Raw genomic sequence first — 23,250 nt, 5'->3', positions numbered from 1 at the left:
TGATTTGAAATTTGGGATTTGAAATTATTTTTATATTTTCACAATCTCAAATTTCGAATTTTAAAAACATAATTTATAACAATGGACAACAATCAAAATCCACAAGACGGGAACATCAACATCGAATTAAATGAAATGGTAGCTGCTGGTATCTATGCTAACCTGGCTTTAGTAAACCACTCTCCATCTGAATTTGTAGTAGACTTTATTCAGTTGATGCCAGGTGTTCAGCAGGCGAAAGTAAGATCAAGAGTAATTCTTGCTCCACTTCACGCTAAAAGAGTATTAAACGCTCTTCAGCAGAACATCGCTAACTACGAGCAGCAGTTCGGAGAAATCAAAGAAGTTGAGCCTTTCGTATTAGGAGGAAACAACGTTCAAGCGTAGGATTTCTTTTACAATAAATAAAGAATGCCCTGGTTTTTTACCGGGGCATTTTTTTATTATCTGTTTTGCATATAATTCACTAATCAGTTTATTTTTTTCTTTTTTTATCTTTTTCGCAATTTTATTTTAAAAATATAGCAAAAAAATAGAAATAACTCAATTTAATATATTAATGTTAATTTTTGTTATAAATTATTGATAATTAATTTAAATTAGTTAATAAATTCGTTTTTCTTGATTAAATTTGTAAAAAATTGAATGGAATGAAAATCTACCCTATTGCAGTAGCTTTACTCTGCGTCAATGTATGCGCACAAAAGCAAAATACACTTAAAGACAATCAAAAACACTTGCAGAAGCTGTATGCTAAATATGACAAAGACCTTAAAAAGGCTCATAAAATTGCAAAAGCGGCAGGAATACCTCCTAATTCATACAATGAGGAAGACTATAAAAGAACAATGGATCCTGTAACAGGGAGAACAAACTTTGAAGGACTGGCAAAGATAAACGAAGATATCTTAACAGGTAAGTATCAGCCTTCACAGCCTATGTCTTTTATTTCTAACAATACCTCTGCTACAGGTAAAATAGTAAATGAACCCTGGATTGAAAGAGGTCCGTATAGTGTAGGAGGAAGAACAAGGGCAATCATGTACGATCCAAATGATCCTACAGGTAAACGGGTTTTTGCAGGAAGTGTTTCAGGAGGACTTTGGGTAAATCAGGATCCTTCTGTAGCTACTAATGAATGGCAGCCATTAAGTACATTCTGGGCAAATACTTCCGTTTCAAGTATTACTTACGATCCAAACAACCCACAAGTTTTCTATGTAGGAACAGGAGAAGCTCCAACTGCTGATGCAGTAGGATCAGGAATATGGAAATCAACGGATGCTGGTGTAACATGGACCCAGATTTTCACCATTCCGGTTACTTATTCTTCATCCGGAGTAAGAAACGGTAACTTTTATATTAATGATATTAAAGTAAGAAATAATAATGGAGTTTCTGAAGTATATGCAGGAGTAAGTGGCTCTTATGTAGGAATTTCGTTTAATGACGGATGGCAGGGATTAAGCCAGGCCGGATTGTACAAATCTACAGATGGAGGAGCAACATTTACAAAAAACAGCAGTTTATTGGCTCTTAACACAACTACTGGTGTAACCAGCACAACAGGATATTCTATTCAGCAGATAGAAATCGGAGCAGATAACTCAGTATGGGTTTCTACCAGATCTTCCAGATTTTCAAATATAGATTCCGGAGGGCGAATTTTTAAATCCGCTGACGGGAATACATTTAATCAGGTATATAATGTAGGGAACAGTGGCTCGAGAGTTAATTTTACACTTTCCAGAACAGATGCCAATAAAATATATGCATTTATGCAGGGAGCATCTTCTTCAGAGCCTATCAGAATTGCAAAATCTACAGATGGAGGAACAACATGGTTGGCAACTAATGATGCTGCACCGGTTTTAGCATTGCCTACTGCTACTGATACCAGTATTCCTGCTAATGACTTCACAAGAGGACAGTCTTTCTATGACCTGATCATTGCGGCAGATCCTTTGGATGATAATACACTTTATATTGGGGGTATCGATTTGTATAAATCTACGAATGGAGGAACAAGCTGGACGCAGATCTCCAAGTGGTCCAATAACAATAATATGGCCGCTTTACAGGTTTCACAGGTGCATGCTGATCAGCACGAAATTGTCTTCAATCCTTATAATAATTATGGAACAGGGCAAATGATGTTTGGAAATGACGGAGGAATCTATTATGCTGCCAATAAAGCTAATATCGGCGTTGTAGGTGGGTTTGCCTCCAGAAATACCAGATATAATGTCACTCAGTTTTACTCTGCCATGCTGAACCCAACGAAAACACCTGCTGACGAAGAATTATTGGCTGGAGCACAGGATAATGGCTCATGGTGGCTGTATGGAGTACCACAGGCAAATAATTTCCTTACCTCTCAATCTGCTACAGGAGGTGACGGAATGTATACCGAGTATGACGATCAGGATAATTATGAAATCGCAAGTTATGTTTACAATAGCCACTATTTATTGACTAACAACTCATACTATCTTATTTCTACCAGTGCTAACAGAAACATGGGGCACTTTGTCAATGAAATTGCTTTAGACAGAACCAATGATGTTTTCTATTCTTACCGTTCCGGACTGACACTTTTCAGAACAAGCGGACTTTCTGCAACAGCAACATCTTTTACCAATAATGTGGTTACAGTGGGAACTGCACAATCAAACGAGCAGATTTCATGGATGAAAGTATCTCCGTATACAACTGCTTCCACAACACTTTTTGTAGGAACCAATCTGGGAAGAATTTTTAAAGTAACAAATGCCAATACCACAGCATATGCTGCAACTTTGTTAACCTCACCGGTAACAGGAACTGTTTCTGATATAGAATTTGGCGCCAACGAAAATGAGATTATTGTAACTTTTTCCAATTATAACCTTACCAGTGTTTTCTATTCTACAGATGGAGGAACAACCTGGCAGAACAAGGAAGGAAACCTTCCTGACATGCCGGTAAGAACCGTACTCAGAAACCCCGACAATCCGAATGAAGTGCTGGTAGGAACTGAAATGGGAGTTTGGGGAACAACTAATTTCCTGGCAACAACTCCGGAATGGGCTTCAGTGACAGGAAATATAGGAAATGTAAGAATTACCAACTTAGATTACAGACCTGTTACCAAAACAGTTTTGGTTTCTACCTATGGCAGAGGAGCATGGACAACCCAAAATACAGTACCTGCTTTGTCAACAGCTGAGACCAAATCTAAGAAAGACATGACCATTATATATCCGAATCCTTCAAAAGGAATTTCCCATTTGAGATTTAATACCGCTAAATACAGCAGTGTGGATATAAGCATCGTGGATGGCTCGGGAAGATTAGTTTACAGTAAGAAAAATGTGAAGTCTGATGAAGAGTTCGGACAAAAACTTGTACCTGGAAATTATATTTTAAAAGCCGAGTCTAAAGGTGAAATCGTATATAGCGGTAACTTCCTGGTATTAGGACGCACAGGCGGTGATGATGATTAGAAAATGAATAATCAATTGTATATAATATTATTTTGGATGCTGGCTTCCTGCGGGATGCCGGTATCCTCTTTGTCTCAGGATAAAACAGTATCCGTGATTTCCGCTGAAAAAAAAGAATGGATAGGAGGAAGAGCTGGCGTAAGAGGAGCGGTATATACTGTTAAAATGAAGAAGAAAAATAACAGTGTCATCACTGTAAAAACTTTTAGAGCGGAAGGAAATACCATTCCGTTTGTACAGAATAATGCGGGCAGTATAATAACAGTAATCGGAAATCTTCCCTACAAAAATGATGAAGATATAAAGGCTGCTGATCAGATGCCGGTTGGATCACCTGTAGAAAATTCTGTTCCGCAAAAATTAAATCCAAAAGACAATTGGATAGAGTATACTGTAAAAGGTTCACAGGTATTGCATAAAATAAATTTTGAAAGATTTATATCCATAGAAACATCTGAAGAGCCTGCACCTTAAAATTAATTTCAATCTTTGAATAAAAAATTACTTTTTATTTTTCTCTGTTTTCCGGTAATCATATTATTCAGCAATGTGATGTATTCTGTAGTTTCTCATGTTAAAAGAGAACTGTATGAAAAGACACAATACAGTATTGCAAAGAATAATTTCAGGAAATCCGAAACCATCTGTTTTACCGAAAAAGATCTTACTGAAGCAGAATGGAAAGAAGAAAAAGAATTTACACTTCATGGATTTTCTTATGATATTATCCGGATCAGTAAAGTGAATGGGAAAAAATATTTTTTCTGTTATATTGATAAAAAAGATATTATCATCAATTCTTTATTAGACTTTTCCAAAAAAATTGCTTTTAAAAAAACATGCTTAAAGCTGCAGATTAACCTTCCCGGTAACAATAAAAGCATCCTTAAGACACCGGGCTTTTTTGCCGTTTTTGAAAAAAAGGAATTTTGTTTTTTTTCAGATCATTTCTTAAAAACCATTTCCAAACATTATAATCAACAGGAAAATACTCATTATTTATCCATTATTTTTCCCCCTCCGGAAATTCATTGCTGCTACAATCAAATATGATATTAATGGTAATAAATTTAAATAATGAAAAAATATATAGGCATAGCAGCTTTGTTAGGCTGTACTATTGCACATGCTCAGCAAACACAGGAAGGATCAATTGATGAGGTCAATATCCTTGGAAGAAAAAAAATTAAGCAGGAACGCGCAGAATTCAAAAGACATGCTCAATCTGTAGAAACCCTGTCTGAAGAAGATCTTAACCGAAATAATCCCGCAGCAATTGACCAGACTTTATCCACAATGCCAGGACTTCAGGTAGATAAACGAACGAATTTCGGAGGGCAGAGGCTCGTCCTGAGAGGATATGGGAATGATCAGAAATTTAATAACTGGGGAGTAAAAGCCTACTGGAATAATATGCCCTTAACAAATGCCGAAGGAATCACTGTTTTGGACGATGTGGACTTTGCTTACGTAACCAATGTTGAAGTGATCAAAGGTCCGGCCGCAACCATGTATGGAGGAGGTGTAGGTGGAGCTGTACGCTTCTATACACGTCCGGATTTTACAAAAGGAGTATCAGTTTCAGAAAATGCAATGTTTGGTGCTTTCAAAACCTTTCAGTCAAGAACACAGCTGAATGTTGCTGATGATAATTATTCAGTAAGTGCTGCATACGGACATCTTGAAACAGATGGATACAGACCCAACGGGGGAGGTTTGAAAAACTTTTTCAATGTCAATGGTACGGTCAAATTGAGCAAAAAAGATCAGTTAAGCTTCTTTGCAAGTCAGGCTTATTCCTATGAACATACTTCAGGACAGATTTCATATGCTGATTATTATGCAGGGATTGATAATGGAAATGCCGCTTATATCAGCAAAAATGCCGGCACAAAAATAAAATCCACAAGAGTAGGATTGAGTAATTCCGTAAGTCTTACTTCAAACCTTAGAAATTATACCACTTTATTTTATTATAACGGAAATACAGAAAGTGTTTCAGCAGGAGCATATGGAGTTACAAGTTCCCCGAATGTAGGGTTACGTTCTACTTTTACCCTGAAAAATGAATTTAAAGACTTTGAAAACCGACTGGATTTTGGAGCTGAGATACAGAATTCTGTTTCTACAACTTCCAGCTATCGCTTCGATGGGAATAATCCATCACAACCATTACTGACCACAGGAATGTCCGGAGCTTCTTATTTTAAGTATAATAATAATCAATCTACCTATTTTTTGATCGATTATCTTACGTATAAGCCCTGGGGACTTACATTATTGGCAGGAATAAGCGGTAACAGAACCAACTATGACAGGAAAGACCTTTTTGCTTTGCCAGGGTTGGTTGCAGGCCGTAAGGACCAGTCGTTCAACAAGAAATATGACATGGCCTATACGCCTCACTTTGCATTACAGAAAGAATGGAAACATCAGATCTTTAATCTAAGCTATAGTGAAGGATATAATTCTCCTACGGCAGCTTCTTCGTTTATAACAGCTACCAACACGGTAAATGATGATCTGAAACCTGAGCGTGCAAAAATGCTGGATTTCAGTGTACATGGGCTTTTACTCAATACAAAATTAGATTACCGTATTTCAGCATTCAGAATAGACTATTCCGACAAGCTTACACAGCTCACAATTCCTAATAGTAAGATTCCGGGACAAACCTATTGGACAAATACCGGAAGTCAGAAAAATACAGGACTTGAGTTCAGCGTAGGATATCAGTACAGAACAGAGAACTCATTTATTGAGAGAATTGTTCCCTTTGTAAATCTTTCTTATTATGACGCAAAGTATAAAGATTTTACAACCATAGTCGGAGGAATAGAAAAACCTTATGATCACAAATCTGTGGTGGGTGTTCCAAGAAATAAATATGCTGTAGGATTAGATATTTTTACCAAGCCGGGATTTTATCTTGTGAATACCTATAACTATCTGGGAAATGTTTATTCTGATTTTAACAATGAGAATCTGGTAAAAGGTTTTGGGTTACTTAATTCAAAATTAGGATTTAAAAAGTCATTCAATAAACTGGATCTGGACCTGTATGTGATGGGCAATAATCTTACGAACCAGATTAACTATACCTTTTTATTCTTGGGGAGTAATATCAATGATTCAGATAAGGGAAGCAATTATACAGTTCCTACAGATCTTAATCCCGGACCCGGAAAAGCTTATTTCTTTTATGGATTCAATGTAAAATACAGATTCTAAATTCAAAAACTTTACTCTATCAAGTTGATTTTGATGATAAAATACCCTGGTTTTGTCAGGGTATTTTTATACCCTTAAATAAGAAAAAATAAAACTAAATTTTATTAATTGTTAATTTTATTTAATAACTTAAAAATATATAATAACGATATATCATTTTTATATCTTTGTTTATGAAAATGTAGAAAATATAAGTTATGATTGATAATTCTTTTGTTGTAAGTAAATTTGGCTTTCTTGGTGCTGATTTTTTATCAGAGCTCGAAAAGCATGCTGTTGTTACTGATATAAAGGCAAAAACTGAAATCATAAGGGAGGGGCAGAAAAATAAGTTTGTTCCTTTTTTAATAAAGGGTTCCATCAAAGTTTTTACTCTTAATGATGGAAGAGAGCTCATCTACTATTATATTAAACCGAAAGATAGTTGTCTCATGACCTTTTCATCTATTCTGACGGATTATATCAGTAGAGTATATGCGATTGCCGAAGAAGATTCCAGAGCGATTCTCATCCCTGTTTCTGTAATGCATGAATGGCTGATCAGATTTCCGGAGATCAACAAACTGTTTTACCATGAATATGATCGCCGGTTTTCCGAGGTGATGAATATGGTGAATGATGCAGTTTTTCACAAGTTGGATAAGAGAGTGCTGAATCATATCAAACAGCAGATTTTGTCCACCGGAAACAACCCGATTAAGATTACTCACCGTGAAATTGCCAGCAGTCTGGGAACTTCCAGAGAAGTAGTAAGCAGGGTTTTGAAAAAAATTGAAAGCGAAGGAGAAATTGTTCAGACTAAAGAAGGAATAAAAGTTCCTGTAAATGAAAATGTTAGGACAGTCTAATTTCAATTGTTTGAAAAGTTTATTTCTGTTATTGATAAAAACAATTCGACTGGTGACTTTTATCACCTGATTTTGAATTGGGAACTCAATAAGTTTGTTATATCATAATTTAATTCAAATTGTATATGACAAAAACTCTCTTATTTTTGTCGGTACTTTCATCAGGTCTTGTCTTTGCACAGGAAGATCTGCTGAAAGATATTGACACGGTTAAAACCAATACAGAAACTTCACAACCCGCTTTCAAGGCCCTGCAGATTGTAACAGGACAATCTACAAAACTGGCAGCCAAAAAAGAATGGTATATTGTGGTTGCCCATAGATTTGGAGATATAAGTGCAGGATTTAAAGACTTTTTCGGTCTGGATCACGCTTCAACCAAATTGGGGGTGATCTACGGTATTTCAGATGCCGTTTCAGTAAGCCTGTCCAGAGAAACAAACATGAAAACGTTTGAAGGTGCTGTAAAATACAGGCTGGTAAGGCAAAATGAAAATTTCCCGGTAGATATCGTGGGATACAATGTAATGGCAGCCAATACTGAACTGGATAAAGATACATATCCACACCTTAAATTCAGTGACAGACTTGCCTATCTTACCCAGGCATTGATTTCAAGAAGATTCAATGATAAACTTTCCTTACAGCTTACCCCTTCTTTTGTTCATAAAAACCTTTACGAACCTACTATTGAAAACAAAAACCAGTTTTTAGCAGGTTTGGGAGGACGCTATAAAGTTTCAAAAAGGGTTTCTGTGAATGCAGAATACTTTGTGAATTTTGACGACCACAGTTTTTATAAAAACCCATTATCACTAGGGGTAGACATAGAGACCGGAGGACACGTGTTCCAGCTTTTACTTACAAACTCCCAGATTAATTCTGATATCGGATATCTTACCAATGCCACCGGAGCATGGGGAAAGGGACATATTTTCTTTGGGTTTAATCTTTATAGAGTTTTTTAATATGAAAAAGCTAACATCCTTATTGATATTGTCATCAGCAATCATACTGACGGCTTGTGACAGCAGAACTTATGAAGAAATTTCTGATAATACTCCCATCACAGTACCTGTAAAATATACAGCAGATGTAAAACCTATAGTGGATAACAACTGCATCAGCTGTCATTCTGCCGGAAGCTTTAAACCATTGGTTACCTATGATCAGGTAAAAAACAACATAGACGGAATTCTGGATCGTATCCAAAGGCCAAACGGAGATCCCGGGAAAATGCCTCAGGGAGGATCTTTATCCGCAGCCCAGATCAATATTTTCATCAAATGGAAAGCTGACGGACTCAATGAAAATTAAAAAAAATTGATATGAAAAAATTAGCATTATTAAGCGTATTACTGCTTTCCGCGGGTTATGCTTCAGCACAGAAATACAGTTCTAAAACAGGGAAAGTGACTTTTGAAGCTTCGGTTCCTTTGTTTGATGATATTTTTGCCCAGGATGATAATAATATTGTGATCCTCAATGCAGATAATGGTGAAATGGCATCAGTCTCAACCGTTAAAAACTTTCATTTTAAAACCAAATTAATGGAAGAGCATTTCAATGAAAGCTATGCAGAATCTGCAAAATATCCGAAAACAACTTTCAAAGGAAAAATTGTCAACTTTGATAAGACAAAGCTTACAGCTAGTCCTCAGAAATATACCGTTCAGGGAACTTTAAACTTTCATGGGGTAGACAAAGCTGTTGCTTCTGCTGCCACATTATACTCAAAGGACGGGAAGATCTATATGCAGGGCAGTTTTATAGCAAAGCCTGCAGACTATAAAGTGACTATTCCTAAAATGGTTACCAAAAAAGTTGCTGAGAATGTTAACATCGAATACAACTATGTAATGGTAAAACAATGAGAAATATAATCTTAGTGTTAGGACTCTTTCTGGGGATATGCCTATCGGCCCAGGAAAAAGCAAAATCAATCTTTGATATTGCCAGAAGCGGAACCGTTGCTGAAGTACAGGAACTGATGAAACAAAATCCGGATGTGATCAATCAAATCAACGAGAACGGATTTTCACCTCTTATTTTGGCTTGTTACAGGGGAAATGTCAGCGTTGCAGATTTTCTGATTGACAATGTAAAAGATGTCAATTATAAAAGTCGTGAAGGTACTGCATTGGCCGGACTTGCCATCAGATACAATAAAAATCTGGTGGAACATCTGCTTAAGAAAAAAGCAGATCCCAATATTGCAGACGCTACCGGATATACCCCTTTATTCTGGGCTGTAAAATCGGGAAATAAAGAGCTGATAGAACAACTGTTGAAATATAAAGCAGATAAAACCAAGAAAGATTCAATGGGAATGACACCTTTTGAATATGCATTGCAAACCAACAACAAAGAAATAATTAATCTCTTAAAAAATTGATATGAAAAAAACTCTACTAGCGCTTAGCGTACTTCTTGCCAATTTTGCATTGGCGCAGTTTTCGTCAGGAACGGTAAACTTACCGGCAACTTCCATGACGGTGAAATTAGATACGACTCCTACCGGAGCAACGATTACAGTAACAGGTGACAGCAACTCTATGTTAGGAATCGGCTTTGGAACTGTGGGAATGGCTCCGGGATCAGACGGGTTTATTTACAACTCATCTGCTAACAGAGATTATACATTTATCGGAATGACAACTCCTACCGCTGATGCAGTTCAGGACTGGACTGAAACTTCCAACACTGTTTCAGGATCTACAAGAACTGTAGTGGCAACTAGAAGTCTTTCAGGAGGATCAGGGGATTTCGCTATCGCTAATGCCGCAGGAACTATTAATATCTTCTATTCCCGGAAAAGCGGAGGTACTTCATTAGGATATCACGATGTAGGAAGAGGATATGCAACATTAACAATGACTGCAGCTTCTTTGTCGACCAATGAAATTGCTGCTAACAACAAAAAGGTAGATCTTTACCCAAATCCTGCTAAAGCAACAGTAAGTTTCAAAAACTTTGATAAAATCAAGACTGTTGATATCTATGAAGCAACGGGAAGAAAGGTAAAATCAGTAAAGCCTGAAGGCGAAAGCATCAGTGTTGCAGATTTACAATCAGGAAGTTATTATGTTGAAATCCTGCTGAAAGATGGAACCATATCTTACGAAAAACTGATTAAAGAATAATTTTTCAGAAAAAACACACCTAAATATTTTTTAAACAAGGTACCTCTGATCTGTCAGGGGTACCATTTTTTTTCTTAAAGTCCCGATGTCAGGGCGATTGCGTTAAAATTCGTATATTTGTGTATATCCGGATTCTTAACAAAAAGGCAATTTTTAGCTTTATAACTTTTACGCACAATGGAATTTAAAACCTTAGCCAATATCACAACAGATGAGCTTTTATCAGTATTCAATTATTCATTTTCAGATTACGTTGTTCCTTTTCATTTAACGAAAGAGGTACTTATTTCAAAAATTGCTGCAGAAAAATTAGATATGAGTTTATCTGCAGGGGCATTTGAAGATGGCAAACTCGTTGGTTTTATTCTTCAGTCTGAAAAAGTTGAAAATGGTGAAAAGATTATTTACAATGGCGGAACGGGAGTTATTCCGGAAAGCAGAGGTAAGGGATTGGTGAGAAAAATGTATGATTTTATTATTCCTGTTTTAAAAGAAAGAAATGCCAATACATTATTGCTGGAGGTTATTCAAGGAAATCAGCCGGCAATCAGAGCTTATGAAAACCTGGGTTTTTCGGTTGTGCGAAGATTACTTTGTTTTAATGGAAGTATTCAGCAGGCAAAAGAAAATGCTGAGGTTTCTATTAAGGATTTGAAAGACTTTCAATGGGAGTTGTTACGCTCTTTCTGGGACATCGAGCCTTCATGGCAGGGATCTGTTTTCGTGCTGGACCCGATGCCGGAAAGCTATATTACCTTGGGAGCTTATGATGGAGATCAGCTCGTTGGATATATTGTTTATGGGGCGGCAGCTAAAAAAATATACCAGTTTGCAGTAGATAAAAATTACAGAAACCGTGGAATTGGCACAAAGCTTTTTAATGCCATCAGAGAAAAAAATGGCGGACAAACCATAGCCTTAAATAATGTGGATGATTCCTCGGAAAGTACCAGCAAATTCCTTAGTGAAAAATTAGGACTTAACAACTGGCTTTCACAGTTTGAAATGAAAAGAACGATTTAGTGATCTTTAATTTTGATTCAAAAAAATAACCGTTTTAATATACTTTTAATCTTTTAAACTTTCCAGGCAGAAGTATAGAATGTAACTTTGCGGAAAATTTAAAACAATGAAGCGAGGAATCCATTTTTTACTCTTGCTGATCTCTTTTACGGCATTTGCACAGCAGGTAAATATTGATACAGCCCAGGTTGTCATCCCAGGAAGACAAAACAGTACCGAAGCACAGTCAAAGCCTTATGTGATTATGATATCTACTGACGGGTTCCGTTATGACTATGCCCGGAAGTACAATGCAGAAAACCTTTTGAAGCTTGCCAATAGCGGTGTAAAGGCTGAAGCAATGATTCCAAGCTATCCAAGCATTACATTTCCCAACCACTGGAGCTTAATTACAGGACTTTATCCATCTCATCATGGTCTGATCGATAATTTTTTCTACGATTACAAGAGAAAAGAAGGATATGCGATGAGTAACAAAAAAAATGCTGAAGACGGAAGCTGGTATGGAGGAACTCCGCTTTGGGGACTTGCCGAAAAACAGGGAATGGTATCAGCCTCTTTAATGTGGGTAGGATCTGCCAGTGATGCAGGAGGAATGAGACCTACTTATTATTATCCATATCATGAGAAATTCACACCTTCTGAAAAAGTTGAAAAGGTGGTAAACTGGCTGAAATTACCGGAAGATAAAAGACCTCATTTTATTTCATTGTATTTTCCTGAAGTGGATGGGAGCGGACATCATTACGGTCCTGATGCTAAAGAAACTGAAAATGCAGTACATCTGATAGATCAGGCTGTTGGCGATCTTGTTCAGAAAGTAAACGGCCTTGGCTTAAAAGATGTCAATTTTGTTTTCGTTTCAGATCATGGGATGATCAAAGTAGACGGTGGCGCACCTCTTGAAATTCCGGCTGTTCTTTTTGATAAAAACAGATTCGATTTTTATAATTCTCAGACTTTGCTAAGAGTTTATGTTAAAAATCCGGATGAGGTAAAAAAGGTGTATAAAGAACTGAAAGCCGGTAAAACAGGTGATTACGAAGTATATCTTGATAAAAAACTTCCAAGATATCTGCATTTTGCAGCCAGAGATGATCAATACAACAGAATCGGACAGATTTTACTGATCCCGAAAGCCCCTAAGATTTTTCTGGAAAAAGGCAAGAAAACTTCGGTTGGAAAACATGGTTACAATCCTAAAACTGTTCCGGAAATGAAAGCCACATTCTTTGCATGGGGACCGGAATTTAAAAATAACCTGACTATCGGAGAGTTTGCCAATATCAATGTCTATCCTTTGGTGGCAGAAATTTTAGGACTGAAAATTGATCAGCCTATCGATGGCAAGCTTAAAGTTTTAAAGGAAACACTGAAAGAGAAAAAATAATCTTAAGGATTAAAAAATAATAGTAAACGAGTTTCGGCGCACCTTTGGTGCGCCGAAACTCGTTTAATTTATCTTGTTACAAGATAAAAGAAATTAAAATCTGGAAGAAAACTCCTTCGCAAAATCTTCCAATTTAACACTTCCTGTCACAGGAGAACCGTGATCAATAAAATCTTTTTGCACAACCCCTGTTCTGATTCCTCTACCCATTTCAACATACAGTTTAGCCATATCTTCGGGTAATCCGGCCTGAAGCATTCCGTTTAAAGACTCTTCATCAGAGAATTCTACCCATGGAAGCTCAGGTTTATCAACTGAAGTTCCCAGAACCTTTGCAAAATCCGAGGCTGTTCTTACATCACTCACAATATAACGGATATTGTTGGTATTTCCTCCTTTTACCAGTTCTTCAGCAGCTGCTTTGGCAATATCATTGGGATGTACAATGGGTATTTCAACACTTGCAGGATAATTTGCCCCAATGATTCCTACATTTTGAATTAATGGAATATCGTTGAAAAAATTATTGTAAAAATATCCTGCCCTTAAAAAAGTAAAAGAGGTATTTTCTACTTCATTATACAATTTCTCAATATTATGAAGACCTGCGATAGGGCCATTTTCTACGGGAGATTCTGCTCCTACGCTGCTTAACATTACTGCTCTTTTTACATGGGCTTTTTTCAAAGCTTCCGCATAATTTTTTCCTGCATTGGTTGTGTTTTCCACAATCTTATCCGGACTGATCGCGGGAGGTGTCATTACAAAAACAGCATCAGCTCCTTCAAATGTCTCAGTTAAAAAGTTAACATCTGTGATAGATCCTATGGCCGGGGTTGCTCCCAAAGATTCAATATCCTGTTTTCTGTCCTCATTGCTGCTTATAACAGTAACAGTATGCCCTTCGGCAATTAATTGTTGGGCTAATGGTTTAGCTACATTTCCTAATGATCCTGTGATTACGATTTTCATATGTAAATATTTTTTTATTTCTGGGAACAAAGTTATATTTGTACTTACTTTTATACAAGTACTTACCCTAAAGTATGTAGATATGACAGCTATCAAAGAGAGTTCAACCATTCAGGAGAATAAAAAGACAGTACAGGATTGTCCGGTAATGTATGTTATGGAAAGAATCGGAGGATTTTGGAAACCTATTATCCTGTTTAATCTTTCCACAGGAGAAAAGAGATACAGCGAATTGAAAAAAGCAATTCCTGCCGTAACAGAGAAAATGCTGATTCAACACTTGAAGCAGCTTGAAGCAGATGGATTAATTGTCAGAACGGCAAAGCCTGTCATTCCTCCACATGTTACTTATAAATTAAGTGAAGCCGGTAATGAACTGGCTCCCGTTATTGATGCGATGGCTGCCTGGGCTTTTCAGGATATGGAAAGGAATGATAACAAATATGCTGAAGGAAACAGATATATCACCAATCAGGATCAGAATGCTTTTAGCCGGAATCTGAAAAAATAAAAACAGGCGCTTCAATCTGAAGCGCCTGTTTCTGCTAATATTCTATAGAAGATTATAAAGACTGCATATCAATAACGAAGCGGTATTTTACATCGCTTTTCAGCATTCTTTCATAGGCCTGGTTAATATCCTGCATCTTAATCAGTTCAATATCAGAAACAATATTGTGTTTTCCACAGAAATCCAACAGTTCCTGAGTTTCTGCAATACCTCCAATCAAAGATCCTGCAACAGAACGGCGTTGGAAGATCATCGGTCTCGTACTTACCTGCGTTTCCTGGAATTCACCTACGAATCCTACAAGAACCAGAGTTCCGTTCAGAGAAAGAGTCTGCATATAAGGATTGATGTCGTGCTCATAAGGTACCGTATCAATGATAAGATCAAATTTACCCTTTACAGCATCCATCTGTGAATCATCGGTAGAAATTACTACGTGATCTGCTCCAAGCTGTTTCGCATCATCTGTTTTTCCCGGAGTTCTTGAGAATAGAGTAACTTCCGCTCCCAATCCTTTTGCTAATTTAATAGCCATGTGTCCTAAACCGCCTAACCCTACAACTGCAACTTTTGAACCCGGGCCGGCGTTCCAGTGTCTTAACGGTGACCACGTGGTAATTCCGGCGCATAGAAGAGGTGCTACTGCTGCCAGATCCAGATTTTCCGGTACACTTAAAACAAAATGTTCGTCAACCACTACTTTTTGGGAATATCCTCCAAAAGTATGGCCGCCTAGATGTTTATCTTTTCCGTTATAAGTCCCTGTAAATCCATTCTGGCAATATTGTTCCAAATCGTGTTTGCAGCTGTCACAATGTCCACATGAATCTACCATGCATCCTACAGCCGCAAGATCTCCTGCTTTAAATTTTGAAACCTCGCTTCCTACTTTTGTAATTCTTCCCACAATTTCATGACCCGGAACTACAGGATACAAAGACCCGCCCCAGTCGTTTCTTGCAGTATGAAGATCAGAGTGGCATACCCCGCAGTATAGAATTTCAATTTCTACATCTTTTGCGGTGACTTCTCTTCTTTCAATATTCATTTCTTTCAGATCTGCTGTGGTAGACTCTGCTCCATAAGCTTTTACTGTAATTGTACTCATTTTTATATTTAGTTTATTTAGGATAAATTATAATGTTTTTCATTCGTTATGATCTTGTTGCTTTACAATCCGTTGTCTATCTGCCGTTCGGAGTGGAAATCCATAACGATACAAAAGTGGAAACTTTTCAATAAACCATACTTATACAGATTACCGAATTACTTACCAATTTTACAGGCACTATTTCAGTTATAAAGGAAAGTGGTAATTTTGAATAGAATTAAAAATATACTTCATGGAAAATCAGGAGGTTGAAATCTATAATAGTGTCTCGGAATATAATAAAATGGCCAATCATGAAACCCTTCATCCGTTGGTCAGTATTATTGATTTTTCAAAATCCGATCTTATCTGTCAGCATAAAAGAAAATTCGGCTTTTATACCGTTTTTCTGAAAGATGTCATGTGCGGAGACATGCTGTATGGAAAGCATAGCTACGACTATCAGGAAGGAACACTGGTTTTCATTGCTCCAGGACAAACCTATGGAATCTATAACAAAGATAAATTTGTTCAGCCTGCAGGCTTTGCTTTGATTTTTCATCCTGATTTAATAAAAGGAACCAACTTAGGGAAGAATATGAAAGACTATTCCTTCTTCTCTTATGATGTGCATGAAGCCTTACACCTCTCAGAAAAAGAAAGGGAAGTGGTACTGGACTGCTTTAAAAATATTAAGCTGGAACTGGAACAGGCTATTGATAAACACAGTAAATCTTTAATTGTTAATAACATTGAGCTGTTCCTTAATTACTGCATGCGTTTTTACGACCGTCAGTTTATTACCAGAGATCATATCAACCAGGGAGTGATCGGGAAATTTGAAAATCTGGTTGATGATTACTTAAAATCCGAGGACCCGAAAAATATTGGTTTTCCCATGGTCAATTATTTTGCAGAAAAACTGAACCTGTCTGCCAATTATTTCGGTGACCTGATTAAAAAAGAATTAGGTATTTCCGCCCAGGAATTTATCCACAATAAGCTTATTGATGTAGCTAAAGAACAAATTCTGGATCAGGAAAAAACAATCAGTGAAATTTCCTATGATCTAGGGTTTAAATATCCGCAGCATTTTACGAGACTTTTCAAAACCAAAGTTGGTATTTCTCCGAGTGAATATAAAACCCTGAACTAGTTTTTTAACACGAATAACACTAATCTTTTCACGAAAAACACAATAATTATTAGTGGATATTAGTGCGCTTATTTGTGATATTCGTGTTTAGATTATTTTTTTAACACAAATAACACCAATCTTTTCACGAAAGGCACAATAATTATTAGTGGATATTAGTGCACTTATTTATGACATTCGTGTTTAGATTATTTTTTTAACATGAATAACACTAATCTTTTCGCGAAAGACACAATAATTATTAGTGGATATTAGTGCGCTTATTTGTGATATTCGTGTTTAGATTATTTTTTTAACACAAATAACACCAATCTTTTCACGAAAGGCACAATAATTATTAGTGGATATTAGTGCACTTATTTATGACATTCGTGTTTAGATTATTTTTAACACGAATTACACTAATCTTTTCATGAAAGACACAATAGTTATTAGTGGATATTAGTGCACTTATTTGTGACATTCGTGTTTAGATTATTTTTTTAACATGAATAACACTAATCTTTTCGCGAAAGACACAATATTTATTAGTGAATATTAGTGCGCTTATTTGTGACATTCGTGTTTAAATTATTTTTAACACGAATGACACTAATCTCTTCACCAATTGAAACAATAATTATTAGTGAATATTTGTGCACATATTCGTGACATTTGTGTTTAAATACTTACATTTAAAAAGAAAAGTTTTTCACAGTTTTAAAGATGACACCAAATCAGCAAGACACTACTGTTTTTAATACCAGGTTCGGGAAAATTACAGCACTAAAAGAAGAAGGAATTATCAGGATTAAAAGTATCCGGTATGCCCACTCTGAAAGATTTAAAAAACCGGTTGCTGTAGAAGCTTCTTTATCTTCAATCATCATTTCTCCGGAAAAAACTCCGGTTTGCCCGCAGGCTTTAAGTCCACTTGTTGAAAAAATGATTGGAGCGACTCCTGTTGAAAGTTTTGAACCCGATGAATCTACCCAATACCTTTCCATAACCCGGCCTGAGACAATTTCTGAAAATGAAAAACTTCCTGTCGTGGTTTGGATCCATGGAGGTTCCCATGAAATAGGCTGTGGCGATCTTGCTACTGCTGATCCTGCTGAATGGGTGAAAGAACAGCATATTATTGTTGTTACGGTTTCATATCGTCTGGGACTTTTCGGTTTCCTGGGAGGAGATGAAAAAAGACCTGCCAATCTAGGGCTGTTAGATATCATTGAAGCTTTGAAGTGGATTAAAAAATATATTGCAGATTTCGGAGGAGATGAAAATAATATGACTCTTTTAGGGCAATCTTCCGGAGGTGATGCCATCGCCCATTTGATGATTTCGGAAGGCGTTGAAAACCTGTTTCAACGTTTGATTATCCAGAGCGCTCCTCTGGGCTTACGTCATAAAAGACAGAAAATGTCTGCAGAATTTCTGAAAAAAACTGAAGTATTGAAAGATGAAACCGATGTTTTAAAAATGATGGAGGAATATAAGACATTCGTTCCTTCAGTAATAAAATATGGTTTGAAAGCAGCAATGCCTTTTGGTACGCAGTATGGATTCTTTCCTTTGTGTAAGGAAGAAGAGTCGGTGGAGATGTGGAAAAAAAATGCCCGGAAATATGATGTTTTGATTGGATTGAATAATGATGAAACCGCATTTTATCTCAAGACATCAGAAGCTTTAAATAAATATTTCGGAAAAGGATTGGGACTAAAGATTATGGATAAAACTGTTGAAAAGACTACAGAATTTATCTATGGAGCTCCGGCAAGGCAATTTGCTGAAAATCTGGCAGATGCCGGCGGAAATGTTTACCTGTTTAGAATTCATTCAAAACTGAAAGATAATCATATCGGGGCACCGCACTGCATTGATCTTCCTTTAATTTTTGGCAATGAAGCCGCCTGGAAATCTTCTGAATTGCTGAAAAATATTCCCTGGAGCCGCATTCATGAGAACGGGAAAAAACTGAGAGCGCTCTGGGCAGAATTTGCGCGCACCGGAAAAATAGCTGATACCTCAGAAAGACCGGAAATCCTGGAACTCCGAAAGATATAACTGCACATCAGCTTACCAGGACCTCTCAACTTAATTGATATTCATTAAAGACTTAGACATTCCTCTCCTGTGGAGGGTGGCGAAAATTCAAAGAATTTTGGACGTGATGGTACACCGAAGTATCAATACTCGTTTTCAATAATATAAATTTTATATATTGATTTATATTTTTAGTGTAAAACTTTCATTCATAATTATAGTTTTTAATGTATATTTAATAACTAAACCATAAAAAAATAATAATTATGAAAACAAACAAAGATTTCAAAGTAAAAAAACTTAACCGTCAGGAGTTGAAGAGCTTAAAAGCCGGAGATATCAACAGAGGCAGAGTGTGCTGTACTTCAAACGAAGACGGACAATGCTGTGAATGGGCTAAAGATATCTGGTACTGCCAGTATATCTATTGCTAAATACAGTCTGATAAAATATAAGGCATACATAATTATCATGTATGCCTTTTTATGTATAGAAGTTTATTTTATTCCGGGATCCAGACGCTTACATTTCCCGCCGGAACAGGAAAGTTGCCCCAGCCATTTTCATCAATGATCACTTTGTCTTTACATCGTTTCAATAAATCTTTAAATTTTTTCCCGGCGTAAAGTGTTCCGACCTCCATAGGCTTATTATAAGCATCTTTATTACTTAAGACTACGGCACAGCCTGTATGATCATCGTCTCCTGTACGAACCCACCCGAGACAGTTGGCGTCCTCAAAATAATCATGCTGATCACCATAAGCGTGATCTTTTCTTGCCTTTAACAGCTCTTCAATACCATCTATTTTGGGCATGAATATTTCCTGGTCATTACCTTCTCTGTCTTTATCCACATAATGAGCTCCGTAGAGATCAGGATAAAACACACATGGATAGCCATCTTTTCTCAATAAAATAAGTGCATAAGCAATAGGTTTGAACCAAGGCTCTACAGGAGCTTCGAGATCCTGTAATGGCTGTGTATCATGATTGGCTACCAAACTCACAGAATGCATGGGGTCTGCCTGGGTAAGAGTTTCATCGAAAATCCGTCTGAGATCATAAGAACTCCCTTCTCTGGAAGCTGTATGAAAATTATTCTGTAACGAACTGTCGAAAAGACTCATGCAGCCTTCTGTCACCTCAATGTATTTCTGGAGAAGATGAAGATATCCCGGAGCCCAGTATTCTCCAACGGCGAAAATATCTTTTCCTGAATTGGAGCGTAACAGCGTAAGCCATTCTTTGTAAAAATCAAAAGAAATATGTTTTAAAGCATCCAGTCTCACTCCGTCAAAATCTGTCTGGTCAAAATACCATTTTGACCAATTGTTGAGTTCTTCCCGTACAAAAGGATTCCGGTGCTCGATGTCATTATACATCAGGTAATCATAATTTCCTTTTTCATCATCAATCATTTCTTCCCAGTCATTTCCATATTCAGATTGGATTTTAAAGATATGAGAGTCCATACCTTCGGCGTAATCCACACCACTGAAACAGGTAAAATTCCATTCAAAATCAGAATATTTTTTTCCTCTTCCGGGAAAGGTAAATTTGGTATAAGACTCTATTTCGATGACATCAGAGATTACTTTCTCTCTGTTTTCTTCGTCTACTTTTACTACTTTGAATTTTTCCAGTTCGTCACCGCCTGCTTTATGCCCCAGAACAATATCTACAATCACTTGTATATTGTGTTTTTTTAAGGCTTTAATAGCTTTGATATAATCGTTTTTGGTGCCGTATTTTGTGGGAATGGTTCCTTTTTGATCAAACTCTCCTAGATCATACAGGTCGTAGGCATCATATCCTATCGAATATCCGCCGTTTGTACCTTTATAAGCTGGAGGAAGCCATGCAGATGTTATTCCAAGTTTTGCTAAATATCCGGCCTGTTTTTCGGCCTCTTTCCATAACTTTCCGTCTCCTTCAGAATACCAGTGGAAAAACTGGATCATGGTTGGGTTCATACATTTACTGATTTGGTGGATACAATTTAGTAAAAAAATATGACCTAGTCACTTTCAAATTCTTCAAACGGGATTTTTAGTTGAACAGAAACCTGCTTTTTTTCTTCTGTGTTCAGATGAGAAAGAGATAATCCTAATAAGCGGACCGCCTTATCGAAAGGCCGAAGTTCCCATAGTTTTTTTCCGGTAGTAAAATACTGTTCAGGAGAAGAAAAATATTCTTCCTTTGTGATACTTCTTGTGAAAAGAGAGAAATCTTTATACTTTATTTTTAATGTTAAAGTCCTTCCGAGAATATTGTTTTTCTGTAATCTCTGATGAAGTTCCTGTGCCAGACTTTCCAGTTTTTCATTAATCTGCTGTTCATCCAGAAGATCTTCAAAAAATGTTCTTTCCACCGCTACACTTTTCTGAATCCGGTGAGGTTTTACCTCAGAAGTATGAATACCGCGCACCACGTTATAATAATGCTGGCCGGACTTTCCAAAAATTCTTATCAGATCTTCAAGAGATTTCTTTTTTAAATCTTTTCCTTTATAAATTCCTAAACTAAACATTTTGTTAGCCGTAACCTTTCCTACACCATAAAATTTTTCTACAGGCAATTCTTCCAGGAATTCTTCCATCTTATCCGGGTGGATTGTTTTCTGGCCATTGGGTTTATTGATATCGGAAGCTACTTTAGCCAGGAATTTATTGACCGAAATTCCTGCAGAGGCTGTCAGCCCGGTCTGTTCAAAAATTTTCTGACGGATTTCTTTGGCGATGAGGTTGGCAGACTCCATTCCCTTTTTATTTTCGGTGACATCAAGATACGCTTCATCCAATGATAAGGGTTCTACCAGATCCGTATATTCATAGAAAATTTCCCGGATCTTTTTCGAAATTTCTTTATACCTGGCAAAGCGGGGAGGAACAAAAATAAGCTGCGGGCATTTTTCTTTGGCAGTCTTACTGGGCATGGCAGAACGAACACCATATTTTCTGGCTTCATAGCTTGCGGCAGCAACAACACCTCGATGCTGTCCACCTACAGCGATGGGCTTACCTTTCAGTGTAGGATTATCATGCTGCTCCACAGAAGCATAGAATGCATCCATGTCCACGTGAATAATTTTACGAAGAGGCAAAGAAAAATCCATATACAAAGATATGGATTCATTTATTGACGGTAAATTTTTTGTAGAAGGGAAGTCTGAAGCTGGGAGAGGGAAGTTAATGAGGACAATATAGAAATTGATGACCTGTTTATTGAAAATTAATAAAAAAAATCACAGGCTTCTTAGTGCATAAACTACTTCCAGCTTCAATCTTCCAGCTTCCTGCATTTTACTCCTTCAGTCTCATGGTGAGCAGATGCGGCTCAAAACCTGCTTTTTCATAAGCTTTTACAGCAGATTCATTCTGAGCATATACATCCAGTCTTACTTCATTCATTCCTCTGGATTTCGACCATGAAATAAGTTCATCGGTAATCACTTTATTGATTCCTTTTCCACGATGTTCAGGCCTGACGTACATAAAACCTAAATAGGCATATTCTTTAAACTGATAGTAATCTTTCTCTGCTTTTTTAATCAGGGCATATCCTGATGCAATAATCTCATTATTTTCTTCTGCAACAATTACTGTCGCATCCGGAGACTGTATCAGATGTTTTAAATCATAATAATGAATCTCTCCTTCAATAAGGGTACTGTTGAATGGTCTTTCAGCAGTCACAATGCCCTGTTCAAATTCTAAAAGAGTTTTTAAATCCTGTTCTGTAGCTTCTCTTGTGATCATGGTGTTATATAAATAAAATGTTAAAACTCATTGAAAGCAGATCATTTCCAATGAGTTTTTATGTTTTAAAGTTAATGGCAACTATTTTAAAAGTTGGTCGATGGTTTGTTGAATCTCAGGATCTTCAGGTGATATTGCGTAATATTTTGCAATCGAGGATTTCTGATCGATGACTATATATCTTGGGATCCAGTTAAGATCTACATAATTATTAAAATCATTTTTCCAGCCTGTGGAAAACCAATAGTTTTCTTTGTGTTTCATATCAAATCTTTCAAGACTTTTTTCAAACCCTTCTTTTGAACGGTCTAATGACAGAAATACAAAATCGATATTCTTGTTTTTTTCTTCCAGTTCCTTAGCTTTTGGAAGTGCGTTTAAACAGTCTCTGCACCATCCTGCCCAGAAATCAATAACTAAAACTTTTCCTTTATGCTGATCAAGAATCTGCTGTATGGTCACACTTTTTCCATCTTCATCTTCCAGTTTTTGCTGTAAGGCTTCTTTTGAAAATCCTGTTTTAAGGACAGCAGGGACTTTTTGTGAATAACTTATCCCAAAAATTCCCATCATAAAAATTAATATCAACTTTTTCATCTCGTACAATTTCATTTAT

The 23,250-nt window shown here is 36.7% G+C and carries 23 protein-coding genes; 17 read left to right on the top strand and 6 right to left on the bottom strand.

Features of this window, described 5'->3' with window-relative positions:
- Positions 1-81: 81 nt before the first annotated feature.
- The 13 genes from EL165_RS13105 (at position 82) to EL165_RS13045 (ending at position 13,120) form a co-directional block, all read left to right on the top strand.
- The gene (locus EL165_RS13105) at positions 82-387 is read left to right on the top strand and encodes a DUF3467 domain-containing protein (RefSeq protein WP_002976436.1); all 306 of its coding nucleotides are present in this window, start codon (positions 82-84) and stop codon (positions 385-387) included.
- Between the two features lie 263 nt (positions 388-650).
- On the top strand, positions 651-3,485 hold the full coding sequence (locus EL165_RS13100) for a T9SS type A sorting domain-containing protein (RefSeq protein WP_002976437.1): 2,835 nt from the start codon (positions 651-653) through the stop codon (positions 3,483-3,485).
- Between the two features lie 3 nt (positions 3,486-3,488).
- Positions 3,489-3,959, top strand: coding sequence for a hypothetical protein (locus EL165_RS13095; RefSeq protein ID WP_002976438.1), 471 nt, complete (start codon positions 3,489-3,491; stop codon positions 3,957-3,959).
- 15 nt (positions 3,960-3,974) lie between these two features.
- A complete protein-coding gene (locus EL165_RS13090) occupies positions 3,975-4,538 on the top strand; it encodes a hypothetical protein (RefSeq protein ID WP_126358642.1) in 564 nt (187 codons plus the stop codon).
- A gap of 24 nt (positions 4,539-4,562) precedes the next feature.
- A complete protein-coding gene (locus EL165_RS13085; RefSeq protein ID WP_002976440.1) occupies positions 4,563-6,716 on the top strand; it encodes a TonB-dependent receptor in 2,154 nt (717 codons plus the stop codon).
- 197 nt (positions 6,717-6,913) lie between these two features.
- Positions 6,914-7,564 carry a Crp/Fnr family transcriptional regulator gene (locus EL165_RS13080; RefSeq protein ID WP_002976441.1) on the top strand — a complete coding sequence of 217 codons (651 nt, stop codon included), beginning with the start codon at positions 6,914-6,916 and terminating at the stop codon, positions 7,562-7,564.
- A 125-nt stretch (positions 7,565-7,689) separates the two neighbouring features.
- Entirely contained in the window at positions 7,690-8,532 is an 843-nt protein-coding gene (locus EL165_RS13075) for a DUF5777 family beta-barrel protein (protein WP_002976442.1), read from the top strand.
- A 1-nt stretch (position 8,533) separates the two neighbouring features.
- The gene (locus tag EL165_RS13070) at positions 8,534-8,881 is read left to right on the top strand and encodes a hypothetical protein (protein ID WP_041461378.1); all 348 of its coding nucleotides are present in this window, start codon (positions 8,534-8,536) and stop codon (positions 8,879-8,881) included.
- An 11-nt stretch (positions 8,882-8,892) separates the two neighbouring features.
- Complete coding sequence (locus tag EL165_RS13065; RefSeq protein WP_002976444.1) at positions 8,893-9,438, top strand: YceI family protein; 546 nt, start codon at positions 8,893-8,895, stop codon at positions 9,436-9,438.
- Complete coding sequence (locus EL165_RS13060; protein WP_002976445.1) at positions 9,435-9,959, top strand: ankyrin repeat domain-containing protein; 525 nt, start codon at positions 9,435-9,437, stop codon at positions 9,957-9,959. Before EL165_RS13065 ends, EL165_RS13060 begins: the two co-directional genes overlap by 4 nt.
- A 1-nt stretch (position 9,960) precedes the next feature.
- Positions 9,961-10,707 carry a DOMON domain-containing protein gene (locus EL165_RS13055; RefSeq protein WP_002976446.1) on the top strand — a complete coding sequence of 249 codons (747 nt, stop codon included), beginning with the start codon at positions 9,961-9,963 and terminating at the stop codon, positions 10,705-10,707.
- A gap of 177 nt (positions 10,708-10,884) precedes the next feature.
- A complete protein-coding gene (locus EL165_RS13050) occupies positions 10,885-11,730 on the top strand; it encodes a GNAT family N-acetyltransferase (protein WP_002976447.1) in 846 nt (281 codons plus the stop codon).
- A 106-nt stretch (positions 11,731-11,836) separates the two neighbouring features.
- A complete protein-coding gene (locus EL165_RS13045; RefSeq protein ID WP_002976448.1) occupies positions 11,837-13,120 on the top strand; it encodes an alkaline phosphatase family protein in 1,284 nt (427 codons plus the stop codon).
- 93 nt (positions 13,121-13,213) lie between these two features.
- Here the strand turns inward: EL165_RS13045 and EL165_RS13040 are convergent, their stop codons facing one another.
- Entirely contained in the window at positions 13,214-14,092 is an 879-nt protein-coding gene (locus EL165_RS13040; protein ID WP_002976449.1) for an NAD(P)H-binding protein, read from the bottom strand.
- Between the two features lie 82 nt (positions 14,093-14,174).
- Here EL165_RS13040 and EL165_RS13035 point away from each other — a divergent pair, with 82 nt between their 5' ends.
- The gene (locus EL165_RS13035; protein ID WP_050791086.1) at positions 14,175-14,603 is read left to right on the top strand and encodes a winged helix-turn-helix transcriptional regulator; all 429 of its coding nucleotides are present in this window, start codon (positions 14,175-14,177) and stop codon (positions 14,601-14,603) included.
- 52 nt (positions 14,604-14,655) lie between these two features.
- Here EL165_RS13035 and EL165_RS13030 read toward each other — a convergent pair whose 3' ends face one another.
- Positions 14,656-15,711: an NAD(P)-dependent alcohol dehydrogenase gene (locus tag EL165_RS13030; protein WP_002976451.1), complete on the bottom strand. Its 1,056-nt coding sequence runs from the start codon at positions 15,709-15,711 to the stop codon at positions 14,656-14,658.
- A 235-nt stretch (positions 15,712-15,946) separates the two neighbouring features.
- On the opposite strand from EL165_RS13030, the gene EL165_RS13025 reads away from it, so the two are divergent.
- The 3 genes from EL165_RS13025 to EL165_RS25855 all read left to right on the top strand — a co-directional run bounded on the left by EL165_RS13025 (position 15,947) and on the right by EL165_RS25855 (position 19,308).
- Complete coding sequence (locus EL165_RS13025) at positions 15,947-16,849, top strand: helix-turn-helix domain-containing protein (RefSeq protein ID WP_002976452.1); 903 nt, start codon at positions 15,947-15,949, stop codon at positions 16,847-16,849.
- A gap of 705 nt (positions 16,850-17,554) precedes the next feature.
- Positions 17,555-18,895 carry a carboxylesterase family protein gene (locus EL165_RS13020; RefSeq protein WP_002976453.1) on the top strand — a complete coding sequence of 447 codons (1,341 nt, stop codon included), beginning with the start codon at positions 17,555-17,557 and terminating at the stop codon, positions 18,893-18,895.
- A gap of 245 nt (positions 18,896-19,140) precedes the next feature.
- Complete coding sequence (locus tag EL165_RS25855) at positions 19,141-19,308, top strand: hypothetical protein (protein WP_002976454.1); 168 nt, start codon at positions 19,141-19,143, stop codon at positions 19,306-19,308.
- Between the two features lie 68 nt (positions 19,309-19,376).
- Here EL165_RS25855 and EL165_RS13015 read toward each other — a convergent pair whose 3' ends face one another.
- The 4 genes from EL165_RS13015 to EL165_RS13000 all read right to left on the bottom strand — a co-directional run bounded on the left by EL165_RS13015 (position 19,377) and on the right by EL165_RS13000 (position 23,231).
- Positions 19,377-20,849, bottom strand: coding sequence for an alpha-amylase (locus EL165_RS13015; RefSeq protein ID WP_002976455.1), 1,473 nt, complete (start codon positions 20,847-20,849; stop codon positions 19,377-19,379).
- Between the two features lie 44 nt (positions 20,850-20,893).
- Entirely contained in the window at positions 20,894-21,991 is a 1,098-nt protein-coding gene (gene dinB, locus EL165_RS13010) for a DNA polymerase IV (RefSeq protein WP_002976456.1), read from the bottom strand.
- Positions 21,992-22,178: 187 nt separating this feature from the next.
- Complete coding sequence (locus EL165_RS13005; protein ID WP_002976457.1) at positions 22,179-22,634, bottom strand: GNAT family N-acetyltransferase; 456 nt, start codon at positions 22,632-22,634, stop codon at positions 22,179-22,181.
- Positions 22,635-22,715: 81 nt separating this feature from the next.
- Positions 22,716-23,231: a TlpA family protein disulfide reductase gene (locus tag EL165_RS13000; protein ID WP_041461379.1), complete on the bottom strand. Its 516-nt coding sequence runs from the start codon at positions 23,229-23,231 to the stop codon at positions 22,716-22,718.
- Positions 23,232-23,250 lie beyond the last annotated feature (19 nt).

Origin of the sequence: Chryseobacterium gleum, from assembly GCF_900636535.1 — a bacterium.
Taxonomy (GTDB): Bacteria; Bacteroidota; Bacteroidia; order Flavobacteriales; family Weeksellaceae; genus Chryseobacterium; species Chryseobacterium gleum.
Note: the sequence above shows the minus strand (reverse complement) of the source record. Positions and strands in the feature narration are given on the sequence as shown.

Bases quoted from the DNA above. Each gene is read 5' to 3' on its own strand.
- EL165_RS13105 (WP_002976436.1), top strand. From the start codon at position 82: ATGGACAACAATCAAAATCCACAAGACGGGAACATCAACATCGAATTA.
- EL165_RS13100 (WP_002976437.1), top strand. From the start codon at position 651: ATGAAAATCTACCCTATTGCAGTAGCTTTACTCTGCGTCAATGTATGC.
- EL165_RS13095 (WP_002976438.1), top strand. From the start codon at position 3,489: ATGAATAATCAATTGTATATAATATTATTTTGGATGCTGGCTTCCTGC.
- EL165_RS13085 (WP_002976440.1), top strand. From the start codon at position 4,563: ATGAAAAAATATATAGGCATAGCAGCTTTGTTAGGCTGTACTATTGCA.
- EL165_RS13080 (WP_002976441.1), top strand. From the start codon at position 6,914: ATGATTGATAATTCTTTTGTTGTAAGTAAATTTGGCTTTCTTGGTGCT.
- EL165_RS13075 (WP_002976442.1), top strand. From the start codon at position 7,690: ATGACAAAAACTCTCTTATTTTTGTCGGTACTTTCATCAGGTCTTGTC.
- EL165_RS13070 (WP_041461378.1), top strand. From the start codon at position 8,534: ATGAAAAAGCTAACATCCTTATTGATATTGTCATCAGCAATCATACTG.
- EL165_RS13065 (WP_002976444.1), top strand. From the start codon at position 8,893: ATGAAAAAATTAGCATTATTAAGCGTATTACTGCTTTCCGCGGGTTAT.
- EL165_RS13060 (WP_002976445.1), top strand. From the start codon at position 9,435: ATGAGAAATATAATCTTAGTGTTAGGACTCTTTCTGGGGATATGCCTA.
- EL165_RS13055 (WP_002976446.1), top strand. From the start codon at position 9,961: ATGAAAAAAACTCTACTAGCGCTTAGCGTACTTCTTGCCAATTTTGCA.
- EL165_RS13050 (WP_002976447.1), top strand. From the start codon at position 10,885: ATGGAATTTAAAACCTTAGCCAATATCACAACAGATGAGCTTTTATCA.
- EL165_RS13045 (WP_002976448.1), top strand. From the start codon at position 11,837: ATGAAGCGAGGAATCCATTTTTTACTCTTGCTGATCTCTTTTACGGCA.
- EL165_RS13040 (WP_002976449.1), bottom strand. From the start codon at position 14,092: ATGAAAATCGTAATCACAGGATCATTAGGAAATGTAGCTAAACCATTA.
- EL165_RS13035 (WP_050791086.1), top strand. From the start codon at position 14,175: ATGACAGCTATCAAAGAGAGTTCAACCATTCAGGAGAATAAAAAGACA.
- EL165_RS13030 (WP_002976451.1), bottom strand. From the start codon at position 15,711: ATGAGTACAATTACAGTAAAAGCTTATGGAGCAGAGTCTACCACAGCA.
- EL165_RS13025 (WP_002976452.1), top strand. From the start codon at position 15,947: ATGGAAAATCAGGAGGTTGAAATCTATAATAGTGTCTCGGAATATAAT.
- EL165_RS13020 (WP_002976453.1), top strand. From the start codon at position 17,555: ATGACACCAAATCAGCAAGACACTACTGTTTTTAATACCAGGTTCGGG.
- EL165_RS25855 (WP_002976454.1), top strand. From the start codon at position 19,141: ATGAAAACAAACAAAGATTTCAAAGTAAAAAAACTTAACCGTCAGGAG.
- EL165_RS13015 (WP_002976455.1), bottom strand. From the start codon at position 20,849: ATGAACCCAACCATGATCCAGTTTTTCCACTGGTATTCTGAAGGAGAC.
- dinB (WP_002976456.1), bottom strand. From the start codon at position 21,991: ATGGATTTTTCTTTGCCTCTTCGTAAAATTATTCACGTGGACATGGAT.
- EL165_RS13005 (WP_002976457.1), bottom strand. From the start codon at position 22,634: ATGATCACAAGAGAAGCTACAGAACAGGATTTAAAAACTCTTTTAGAA.
- EL165_RS13000 (WP_041461379.1), bottom strand. From the start codon at position 23,231: ATGAAAAAGTTGATATTAATTTTTATGATGGGAATTTTTGGGATAAGT.